Source organism: Actinomadura sp. NPDC049753, from assembly GCF_040674655.1.
GTDB lineage: Bacteria > Actinomycetota > Actinomycetes > Streptosporangiales > Streptosporangiaceae > Spirillospora > Spirillospora verrucosospora.
Genome location: NZ_JBFARL010000103.1, coordinates 17767 through 28602 on the forward strand (window position 1 = coordinate 17767; position 10836 = coordinate 28602).

Below are 10836 nucleotides of genomic sequence, written 5' to 3' on the forward strand. Positions count from 1 at the left end.
GGGCGTTCGAGGCGGCGCCCGGCACGTCGAAGAGGAGCACAGACAGCATGGACGAGACCGCCCAGCAGATGCGGGCCATCACCGTCGAGTCATGGGGAGGACCGGAGTTCCTGCGGGAGGTGAGACGTCCCCGGCCCGAGCCCGGGCCATGCGAGATCCTGGTGCGGGTCCACGCGGCCGGGGTCAACGCGACCGATTGGAAACAGCGGGCGAGCGGCGGCCTCGGGTTGTGGGAGGATCCGCCGGCCGTCGGCTGGGACGTCTCGGGGACGGTCGAGGCGGTCGGCATGGGGGTGACGCTGTTCGAGGAAGGGGACGAAGTCTTCGGTATGCCGCGTTTCCCGCATCAAGCCGGGGCGTACGCCGAGTACGTGACAGCGCCCGCCCGGCACTTCGTCCGCAAACCGCCGAATATCGACCACACAGAGGCGGCCGCCCTGCCGCTGGTCTCGCTGACGGCCTGGCAGGCGTTCTTCGATACCGCGCACCTGCGGCCCGGCCAGCGGGTGTTGGTTCACGCGGCCGCCGGCGGCCTCGGTCACATCGCCGTCCAGATCGCCAAGGCGTTCGACGCCCACGTCACGGGGACCGCACGCCGCGATAAGCACCCGTTCCTGCGGAGACTGGGCGCCGATGACCTCATCGACTACACCGCCACGGACTTCACGACCGCGGTCAAGGACGTCGACATCGTGCTCGACACCATCGGCGGAGACTACGGACCCCGGTCCCTGAGCGTCCTGCGCTCTGGGGGAACGCTGGTCTCGCTCGCCTCACCGGCCGACGACGCTCTGAGACCGCAAGCCGCAGCCCTCGGCATCCGGGCCGGATTCATGCTCGTCGAACCGGACAACGCGGCCCTGACCGCCATCGCCGACCTCGCCGCCACCGGCCGGCTCCGACCCACGATCGAGACCGTGCTGCCCTTGTCACAGGCCGCCGAGGCGCACGTCCTGGGCGAGACCGGCCGCACCACCGGCAAGATCGTCTTGAAGGTGGCGGCATGACCACGGGCCGGCCTTCCCAGAAGTAGTGGGAGGGCACCGGCGCGGGTGGCGGGTCAACCTGCCACTCGGGTCGCCCGTGGCGCCCGCTCTCGAAGGAGACGCATGCTCGCCGCCCGGCTGAAGATCCCTCGTGCGAGCGAGGTCGGCGCGCCCGCACCGCCCCGATACTGGGGGGATGTCGGATCGGTTGCGCGGTTTCGGTCCCCCGACGTGGCTGCGGCGCGGGGGTGGCGGACGGCTTGTGGACGTGCTGGTGGCCGCGGCGGTCGCCGTCCCGGTCTTCGTGCCGTTCGCGACGGCGCCGGAGGTGACGCCGCTCGGTGTGGTGTTCAACCTCGGCACGGTCGTCCCGCTCGTGTGGCGGCGCCGGGCGCCGTTCGCGATCGCGCTGGTGGTCGCGTGCTTCGCCATGGGGGTGTCGCTGCACCACCGGCCAGGCCAGATGCTGCAGTACGGCGCACTGGTGGCGATCTACACCCTCGCCGACCTGGGGCGGCACCGCTGGCAGCGGTGGGGTTTCATCGGCGTGATCGTGGCGTCGATCCCGCCCGGCGCGCTGCTTGTGAAGAACAACGACGCGGGCGAGTTCATGTTCACGCTGCTGCTGCCCATGACGGCGTTCCTGCTCGGCACGTTGGCGCGGACCGCGCGGGAGCGGTCGAACGCGCTGGTGGAACGATCCGCGCAGCTCGAACGCGAACGCGAGGCGCTCGAACGCGAACGCCAGGCCGAGGCGGCGCGCGCGGCGGCGGAGGAACGGGCCCGCATCGCCCGCGACATGCACGACGTGCTCGCGCACGCCGTCAGCCTCATGGTCGTCCAGGCAGAGGCCGGTCCGGTGGTCGTCCACACCGATCCCGGGCAGGCCGAACGGGTCTTCGACGCGATCGCCGACGCCGGCCGGGACGCGATGGCCCAGCTGCGGCGCACGCTGGGCGTGCTGAAGGACGAGCAGGACCACGGCGTACGCGCGCCTCAGCCGACCATCGCCGCGCTGCCCGGCCTGGTCGAGCACGTCAACCGCACCCAGGTCCGCGTGCGGCTCACGGTCGAGGGCGTGCGCCGTGACCTGGCCGCCGACGCCGACCTGGCGGCGTACCGCATCGTGCAGGAGGCGCTCACCAACACGGTGAAGCACGCCGGCGCGCGGGCGGCCGAGGTCCTGCTCCGCTGGACCGACCACGAACTGGAGATCACGGTGACGGACGACGGGCGGGGCCGGGACGGAGCCGATCCGGGCTGGCGGCGGGGCGGCGACGGCCTCATCGGCATCGGTGAACGTGCCGCCGCCTGCGGCGGGACGGCCGAGGCCGGTCCCCTGCCGGGCGGCGGGTTCCGGGTCTCGGCGACGCTGCCCTGCGCCGCGGCGGTGGCCGCGTGATCCGGGTGGTGCTCGCCGACGACCAGGAGCTCGTCCGCACCGGCTTCGCGATGATCCTGGACGCGCAGCCCGACATCGAGGTGGTGGGCGAGGCGGACGACGGCGCCGCCGCGATCGCCGCGGTGAACGAGCACGACCCCGACGTCGCGCTGCTCGACATCCGCATGCCGGGCATGGACGGCATCGAGGCCGCGAAGGCCGTGTGCGCCGAGACCCGCACCCGCGTGATCATGCTCACCACGTTCGACCAGGACGACTACGTCTACGACGCGCTCTACGCCGGGGCGAGCGGGTTCCTGCTCAAGGACGTGCGCCGCGACGACCTCGTGCACGCGGTCCGGGTGGTGGCGGTGGGGGAGTCGCTGCTCGCGCCCAGCGTCACCCGCCGCCTGATCTCCGACATCACGCGCAACCGCCCGCGCGCCGGCGCGGCGGTCTCCGACCGCCTGTCGGTCCTGACCGAGCGGGAGCGCGAGACCCTGCGCCTGCTGGGCCGCGGCCTGTCGAACGCGGAGATCGCCGCGGCCATGGTCGTCAGCGAGCACACCGTGAAGACCCACGTGAGCAACGTCCTGGCCAAGCTCGGCATCCGCGACCGCACCCAAGCCGTCATCGCCGCGTACGAGACCCGGCTGATCGAGCCCTCCTGAGGGGCGGCTCCCTCGCACGAGGGAGCCGCACCCCGTTTCTCCCCCGCACCACCGACGCCCGAAGACCCCCCGTGACGGCGATCCCCCGGACCACCGCTCTCCCTGAAGATCGAAAACGCAGGGACGCAAGCCTCGACCTCCGGGAGAACCGCTCATGACCAGGATCGCCTTCCATCTCGCCCCCGCCCTCATGCTCGCCTACGGTGTCGTCCGGCTGATCGACGGCCGCGACGGGCAGCACGGGCCCGGACCCGCCTGGACGGTGGGCCATCTGCTCTTCCTGGGGTCGCTGCTCCTGTACGGGGCGGTGATCGCGGGCCTGTGGCGGCGCATGCCGGTCGCGGAGGGCGGCAGGGCACGCCGGATCACCGCCGGCGCCCTCACCGCGGTGGCCGCCGTCGGGCTGGTCACCTTCATCCGTGTCGCGATCATCGACATCGTCGTCGGCCTGCGGGCGGCGGACGCCGCCGAGAAGAGCGCGCTCTCCGACCGGTACGCGGATGTTCCGGCCGTGCTCCCCCAGGCGTTCTACGAGATCGGGCCGGTGCTCTTCATGGTGGGCCTGACCGCGCTGCTCGTCCAGTACGCGGTCGTCGGCCCCCGGCGCGGGGCGGCCGCCGCGAGCCCCGTCCTCGTCGTCCTCGCATTCGTGGTCATCACGGCCGACCTGGACCTTCTGCCGGCGGGTGCGGCGCTGATCTGGCTCGCTCTCTTCCCGCACACCCGCGAGCAGAGCCGGCCCGTCCCCGCGCACCGCACGGCCAAGGCCCCCGCGGCGGCCTAGCCGGACGCGACCACCCATCACCACCGGACTCAGGGAAGCAAACATGATCAAGCAAAGGCGTGCGCTGCGCGGCGCATTCGCCCTGGCCGTGGCGGCCGGTGTCGCGGTGAGCGCACTGACCGGCACCGGCACGTCGCAGGCCGACGGCGCCGACCAGGCCGAGCTGCGCCGGATCCTGAACCGGCTGACCACGGTCGACGGCGGACCCGGGGCGCTCCTCCACCTGCGGGACCAGCACGGCAGCACGGTGCTGACCAGCGGCGTCGCGGACGTGAGCAGTCAGGCGCCGGTCCTCCGCGACAGCAGGTTCCGGATCGGCAGCATGACCAAACCGTTCGTGGCCGTGGTCGTGCTTCAGCTGGTGGGAGAGCACCGCGTCTCGCTCGACGCGCCGGTGGAACGGTATCTGCCCGGTGTCCTCCGCGGAGACGGCGAAGCCGGGCGGAAGATCACCGTCCGCCGGCTGCTGCAGCACACCAGCGGCGTACCGGACTACCTCGCCTACCTGAACCCGCAGGAGATCCTCAAGGACCCGCTCGCCCACCGCGACACCCGCGACCTGGTGGACATCGCGCTCGCCCATCCGCCGGTCTTCGCGCCGGGCACCGGCTGGAGCTACTCCAACACCGACTACCTGCTGGCCGGCATGCTCATCGAGAAGGTGACCGGCCACACCTGGGGCGAGGAGATCCAGCAGCGCGTCATCACCCCGCTGGGCCTGCGCGAGACGTCAGTACCGGAGGACGCCTCGGCGATCCCTGGACCGCACCCGCGCGGGTATGTGCGGCCAGGCCGGGACGCACCGCTCATCGATCTCACCGCGTTCAACCCCTCGGTCGCGGGCCCGTCCGGCGGGATGGTCTCCAGTGGCGGCGATGTCGACCGGTTCCTGGGCGCGCTCCTCGGCGGCGGGCTGCTGCGCCCGGCCCAGCTGCGGGAGATGATGAGGACGCGGCCGACCGGCGCCCCGGACGGCCGGGCCTACGGCCTCGGCCTGGAGAGCAGGCCGCTGCCCTGCGGCGGCCTGTACTGGGGGCACGGCGGTGACATCTTCGGGTACGAGACCGCGAGTGGCGCCACGGTCGGCGGCGGTCAGGCGACGGTCATGGTGAACCTCGACCCGGGTGGCTCGGACGCGCAGAGCGACGACATGAAGACCGCCGTCCAGACGGCGCTCTGCCAGGGCCGGTCCACGGCCTCCCAGTAGCGCACAGCTCGAAGGCCGGACGGGGGCCCCGTCCGGCCTTCGAGCGGCTGGGAAGTCAGCTGGTGTGGCGGGTTTGGGCGGGGACGTTGAAGCCGTTGACGCGGACGTCGGGCTTGGCGGACGTGGCGGCGTAGCGGGCGGTGATGGTCTGCTGCTCGCCGGGCCAGAGCGTGACGTCGTTGTCGCTCCAGCGGATCGGCAGCACCTGCTTGCCGCCGGCGAACAGGTCGGCCCGGGTGAAGACGGCCGGAGTGCCGCCGTGGCCGACGTTGCGGACGGTCACGCTCGTCACCGTCTCGCGGCCCTCGCGGTGGGTGGTGGCCTCGACCTTGATATCGGCGGGCCCGAGGGAACGCAGGCCGGTCAGGTCGGCGTAGCCGTCCTTCTGGAAGACCGCGAACCCGTTGGACGGGGTGTACTGGCCGGGCGCGTGCGTCTTCGGCCAGTCGACCTGGTCGGCCTTCGTCGACAGCCAGTACACGTTGCGGCTGACGACCTCGGAGCCGCGGGTGAGGGTGAGCTTCTCGAAGTAGGTCTTGGAGATCCCGGCCGGGACCTTCGGGCGCAGGACCGTCCGGACGTCCTGGCTGCCCAGCGCCCCGACCGGCGCGGTGGCGGTGGCGCGGACCTTGCCGTCGAGGTCGATGATCTGGGCGGTGGCGCGCAGGCCGTCCTGGCGGGCGCCGGTCAGGTTGGCGACCTTGATGGAGCCGTCGTCGTAGGAGTACATGACGTGGAGGGGCTCGTTGGCCTTCTTCGCGCCGAAGTAGACGCCCGGCTGGTCGAAGTCGGTGCCGTACATGCTCCACTGGAGCGACGGCCACGCCTTGTTCAGCATCCAGTAGATGATCCCGGTGCTCGGGTTCGCCTTGTCGGTGGAGTTGCCGATGTACGACTCGAACTGCGCGCGGGTGACCTCGTACTCACCGAGCTGGACGGTCTTCTGGTAGGAGGCGGCGTCCTTCCAGGGGCCGTACCGGTGCCACAGCGGGGTGTTGTAGACGCCCATCCGGGACAGGCGCGTGTAGTCGGCGTAGAGGAACGTGTGGTACATGTCCTGGCCGGCGGTCTGGCCCTGCGCGGTCGCCGGGTCCCAGATCTTCTTCTGCTCGTCCGGGGGGAGGAAGCGGTTCAGCGAGTCCTGGGTCGGGATGGTGTTCCCGGTGCTGACCTCGGTGTCGAAACCCCAGGCGCTGCCGGTCATGCTGAGCGTCGGGTCGGCGGTGTTGACGGTCTCCCGCCTGTTGTTCCACAGGGCGTTGGGCGGGAAGTAGTTGTAACCGCCCTCCTTGGTGCCGGCCGGGCCGAGCTTGGGCGACGACTTGTACTCCGCCGCGGCGACCTGCGGGAGCCGGAAGTCGGCGCGCTCGAACGCCTTCAGGTAGAGGGCCTCCTTCTCCCGGTCGGGCGCGTCGTCGCTGCCCTGGAAGAAGGTGAAGACGCTCGGGTGGTCGCGGAGCCGTTCCGCCATCGTGCCCCCCTGGTTGGACGCGTTGGCCTTGACGTCGTCCGACCAGGTCGACGTCTTGGCCTCCCAGAGGCCGCAGCACTGCCAGCCCGGCATGGCGAGGACGCCCGCCCGGTCGAGCTGGGCGAACATGTCGTCGGGCGGGAAGTTGCCCTCGAACCGGACCGCGTTCAGACCCATGTTCCGGATGTAGGAGATCTGGTCGGAGACGTTGGACGGGGAGTAGCGCAGGAAGAGGTCGGGCGACCATCCGGCGCCGCGGATGACCAGCGGCTTGCCGTTGACGATGAACTGCCGGTAGCCGTCCTTGCCGTGGGTCTTGCCGGGGACGGGTTCGGTGAGCCGAGACGTCACCGTCCGGATGCCGAAGTCCTCGGCGGCGGCGCTGGACACCGTTCCGCCCACGGACGCGTCCAGCGCGAGGTGGTACATCGGCTGGGCGCCCATCTGGTACGGCCACCACACGGCCGGGCGCTCCAGGTGCAGTCCGGGGCAGTCCGCCTTGCCGATCGCGACGGCGCGGGTCGCGTGCGCGGGCACCGTGACCGTGGTCTTGCAGGCGACGCGGGTGGAGCCGCGCGTCACCGTGCCGGACACGACCACCCGCTGCGCCGACCCGGTGTTGTTGCGCACGTCGGCCTTGACGGTCAGGTCGGCGGTGGACAGGTCACGGGCGTTGTCCTGCAGGACGTGCAGGTTGCGGACCGAGACCGGGCCCTCCTGGACGATCTGCGGCGCGTACTGCAGCCCCGTGTTCTGGTCGGGTGCCATCGGGTTCCAGTCGACCTGGTTCTGGGTCAGGTAACGCATGGGCGTGTCGAACTTGGTGATGTCGGCGTCGTTGCGCGAGACGTCGAGCGCGATGGCGTTCGCCCCGTCCCGGACGTAGGGCGTGATGTCGTACTCCAGCCGGCTGTACGAGCCCTGCAGCTGCGCGCCTCCGGCGATCTTCTCGCCGTTGATCCAGAGGTCGGCCTTTCCGGAGACGCCGTTCATCACCAGGGAGGTGCGGCCGCCTTTCCGGGGGTGGACGGTGAGCTGGTCGCGGTACCACCAGTTCACGTCGAACTGCTCGGCCGGGACCTTCGCCATGGTGTCGTTGTGGAAGATGTTCGGGTACCGGCCGTTCTCCAGCAGGCCCGCCATCAGAGTCTCGGGCCGGGACAGCGGCAGCCAGCCCTTGGTCGAATAGTCCGGCTTGGAGATCTCGGCGCCGGTGTCGTTCGTGTCGGCGGACGATCGGATCGCCCAGCCGGAGGTCAGTTCCGTGGTCCCGGAGGACCGGATCCTCTGCACGGCCGGCCGGTGCCCGGGGAAAGCGTGGGCCGGCATCACCGGGGCCAGCGTCCCGGCGAGGGCGAGCGCGGCGCACAGCGCCGTGGTTCGAGTCCTGGACCCGCTCATGTGTCCATCTCCCCTTCGTGCGGCCGGAGCCGGGCGCTTCCCGGGGGCCGATGACACCAATGCTCGGGCCGGGGGCGCCCCTCGGGCCGTAGGGGCAGGACGTCAATGGGGGTAGTGCTAAGCCCACTTCGCGACCGGGGCGGTGGGCCGTGGCCGTGCCGGCCTCAGCGGCTCAGGGCGGTCTCGTGTTCCACGCGCGACAGTTTCTCCGGGTTGCGCACGTGGTAGGCGCCGGTGACGTAGCCGCCCTCGACCCGCACCGCCAACACGCCGTCGACCTCGCCGTTGACTCGGACGAGCAGCCCCGGGCCGCCGTTGACCTCCACCAGCTCGACCGACCTCTCGGCGTCGCGCTTCCACCACCCCGCGGCCAGCAGGCGGGCCACGTTCTCCGCGCCCGCGACGGGCCGCGGCAGGGCGTGCCTCACTCCGCCGCCGTCGCTCAGGGCGACGACGTCCGGTGCGAGGATGTCGAGCAGGCTTTGCAGGTCGCCGGTCTCGACCGCTCGCTGGAAGGCCTGGAGTGCCGCTCGGGTCTCGGCGGGGGAGGCGATGCCGCGTGGTCGGCGCGCGGCCACGTGCGCCCGCGCCCGGTAGGCGAGCTGGCGGACCGCGGCCGTGCTCTTGCCGACGGCGTCGGCGATCTCGTCGTAGTCGAGGCCGAACACCTCGCGCAGCACGAACACCGCCCGCTCGGTCGGCTGGAGAGTCTCCAGCACCAGCAGCATCGCCATCGAGACGCTCTCGGCGAGTTCGACGTCCTCGGCCACGTCGGGCGTGGTCAGCAGCGGTTCGGGCAACCACGGACCGACGTAGGACTCCTTGCGCCGTCCGAGTGCGCGCAGGCGGTCCAGCGCCTGCCGGGTGACGATCCGCACCAGGTAGGCGCGCTGCTCCCGGACGGTGGCCGTATCGACGTCCACCCAGCGGAGCCAGGTCTCCTGCAGGACGTCCTCGGCGTCGGTGGCCGAGCCGAGCATCTCGTAGGCGACGGTGAAGAGCAGGTTGCGGTGGGCGACGAACACCTCGGTGGCGGAGTCCACCGAGTTCGCGGGCTCGGCTTTCCCCGTGGTCCGTTCCGTGCGCTCGCTCATCCCCGGCTCCTGCCTGTCCGTTCCCACCCCTGCCTCGTGCACTGGACGTCGCCGCCCGCCGATTTGTAACACCCCCGCTCGGGTGGCCTACGTCACATCGCCCGGCTGTTACGGGGGCCGGTGTGCCGGCGTCTCGTGTTCGTCAGGACGCCGCGGGACGAACGGTCCCTGGCGGGGCCTGACCTCACCACGTCCATACATACAGGTCAGGAAGGGACGACATATGACCACCAGCAGCTTCGCGGTGGCGGGAGCCACCGGACGGCAAGGGAGGTAACCGACACATGGCCGAGTCAGCCTCACCCGAGAACGTTCCCGTCCGGCCCGGCCGGGCCTCCGACGCCCCGCCACGTCCCCACCCCCGCCGGTGGTGGGGGCTGGTGGTCATCGCCCTCGCCCAGCTGATGGTGGTGCTGGACATGACCATCGTCAACATCGCCCTGCCGTCCGCCCAGCGCGACCTCGGCATGACCGACGGCAACCGGCAGTGGGCCATCACCGCCTACACCCTCGCCTTCGGGGGCCTGCTCCTGCTCGGCGGACGCCTCGGCGACCTGTTCGGGCGCAAGCGCGCCTTCATCACCGGCCTGCTCGGCTTCGCCGCGGCCTCCGCGCTCGGCGGCGCCGCCACCGGCCCCGGCATGCTGTTCGCCGCCCGCGCCCTGCAGGGCGTCTTCGCCGCGCTGCTGGCCCCCGCCGCGCTGTCCCTGCTGACCACGACCTTCACCGACCCGCGCGAACGCGGGAGGGCGTTCGGCGTGTTCGGCGCCATCGCCGGCGCGGGCAGCGCGATCGGCATGCTGCTCGGCGGCCTCATGACCGAGTACCTGGACTGGCGCTGGTGCCTGTACGTCAACACCCCGGTGGCCGTCGTAGCAGTGGTCGGCGCCGTGGTGATGCTCCGAGACCCCGGCCGCAGGGCCGGTGCACAGTTGGACGTCCTGGGCGCCGCGCTGGGCTCCGCCGGCGTGCTTTCCATCGTCTACGGCTTCAGCGAGGCCGAGTCCCGGGACTGGGGCGACCCCCGGGTGCTGGCCCTCCTCATCGGCGGCGTGCTGGTCCTCGGGCTGTTCTCCCTGTGGCAGACCCGCGCCCGGACGCCGCTGCTGCCCCTGCACATCGTCAAGGACCGCCAGCGGGCGGGCGCCTACCTGACGATGGCCCTGGTCACCGTCGCCATGTTCGGCGTCTTCCTCTTCCTGACCTTCTACCTCCAGGGCATCAAGGGGTGGTCGCCGCTGAAGACCGGCACGGCCTACCTGCCGATGACCGCGTGCATGGTGATCGGTTCCACGCAGATCTCGGTGCGGCTGCTGCCCAGGGTGCCGGTCCGGGCGCTGATCATCCCTGGCCTGGCGCTGGCCGCCGGCGGGCTGGCCGTCCTGGCCTCCATGGACGTCCACGCCACGTACCTCGGCCGCGTCCTGCCCGGCATCTGCATGATGGGCCTCGGCATGGGCGTCACCTTCATGGCGGCCATGTCCACGGCCACCGGCCGCGTCGCCCCGCAGGAGCAGGGGGCGGCCTCGGCGACCCTCAACACCATGCAGCAGGTGGGCGGATCGGTCGGCACCGCGCTCCTCAACACGATCGCGGCGAGCGCGACCACGGACTGGCTGACCGGCCACGGGGTCGATCCCGCTCAGCGGACTCCACAGGTGAGGGCCGCGCTCGCGGAGGCGACCGTGCACGGCTACTCCGTGGCGACCTGGACCTCCGCGGGCATCATCCTGCTGGCCGCGCTGGTCGCGGGCGTCTTCATCAACGCCAAGGCGCCGGACCGGCAGACCGGACCGGCGGCCGCCGCCCCGACGGCCGCCGACCGCGAGGGCGGGGCCGCC

General features: G+C 71.7%; 8 protein-coding genes. 6 read left to right on the top strand and 2 right to left on the bottom strand.

The window, feature by feature from the left end:
- Positions 1–47 precede the first annotated feature (47 nt).
- The 5 genes from AB0K37_RS24655 to AB0K37_RS24675 all read left to right on the top strand — a co-directional run bounded on the left by AB0K37_RS24655 (position 48) and on the right by AB0K37_RS24675 (position 5029).
- Entirely contained in the window at positions 48–1007 is a 960-nt protein-coding gene (locus tag AB0K37_RS24655) for an NADP-dependent oxidoreductase (RefSeq protein ID WP_363984884.1), read from the top strand.
- A 175-nt stretch (positions 1008–1182) separates the two neighbouring features.
- Positions 1183–2388, top strand: coding sequence for a histidine kinase (locus AB0K37_RS24660; RefSeq protein WP_363984886.1), 1206 nt, complete (start codon positions 1183–1185; stop codon positions 2386–2388).
- Positions 2385–3038: a response regulator transcription factor gene (locus AB0K37_RS24665; RefSeq protein ID WP_363984888.1), complete on the top strand. Its 654-nt coding sequence runs from the start codon at positions 2385–2387 to the stop codon at positions 3036–3038. Before AB0K37_RS24660 ends, AB0K37_RS24665 begins: the two co-directional genes overlap by 4 nt.
- 154 nt (positions 3039–3192) lie before the next feature.
- Positions 3193–3822: a hypothetical protein gene (locus AB0K37_RS24670; protein WP_363984890.1), complete on the top strand. Its 630-nt coding sequence runs from the start codon at positions 3193–3195 to the stop codon at positions 3820–3822.
- Between the two features lie 43 nt (positions 3823–3865).
- A complete protein-coding gene (locus AB0K37_RS24675) occupies positions 3866–5029 on the top strand; it encodes a serine hydrolase domain-containing protein (protein ID WP_363984892.1) in 1164 nt (387 codons plus the stop codon).
- Between the two features lie 55 nt (positions 5030–5084).
- Here AB0K37_RS24675 and AB0K37_RS24680 read toward each other — a convergent pair whose 3' ends face one another.
- Entirely contained in the window at positions 5085–7901 is a 2817-nt protein-coding gene (locus tag AB0K37_RS24680) for a sugar-binding domain-containing protein (protein ID WP_363984894.1), read from the bottom strand.
- A 164-nt stretch (positions 7902–8065) separates the two neighbouring features.
- The gene (locus AB0K37_RS24685; RefSeq protein WP_363984895.1) at positions 8066–8995 is read right to left on the bottom strand and encodes an RNA polymerase sigma-70 factor; all 930 of its coding nucleotides are present in this window, start codon (positions 8993–8995) and stop codon (positions 8066–8068) included.
- A gap of 284 nt (positions 8996–9279) precedes the next feature.
- On the opposite strand from AB0K37_RS24685, the gene AB0K37_RS24690 reads away from it, so the two are divergent.
- The coding region (locus AB0K37_RS24690; protein ID WP_363984897.1) for an MFS transporter at positions 9280–10836 on the top strand (1557 nt) is incomplete at its 3' end.

Bases quoted from the DNA above. Each gene is read 5' to 3' on its own strand.
- AB0K37_RS24655 (WP_363984884.1), top strand. From the start codon at position 48: ATGGACGAGACCGCCCAGCAGATGCGGGCCATCACCGTCGAGTCATGG.
- AB0K37_RS24660 (WP_363984886.1), top strand. From the start codon at position 1,183: ATGTCGGATCGGTTGCGCGGTTTCGGTCCCCCGACGTGGCTGCGGCGC.
- AB0K37_RS24670 (WP_363984890.1), top strand. From the start codon at position 3,193: ATGACCAGGATCGCCTTCCATCTCGCCCCCGCCCTCATGCTCGCCTAC.
- AB0K37_RS24675 (WP_363984892.1), top strand. From the start codon at position 3,866: ATGATCAAGCAAAGGCGTGCGCTGCGCGGCGCATTCGCCCTGGCCGTG.
- AB0K37_RS24680 (WP_363984894.1), bottom strand. From the start codon at position 7,901: ATGAGCGGGTCCAGGACTCGAACCACGGCGCTGTGCGCCGCGCTCGCC.
- AB0K37_RS24685 (WP_363984895.1), bottom strand. From the start codon at position 8,995: ATGAGCGAGCGCACGGAACGGACCACGGGGAAAGCCGAGCCCGCGAAC.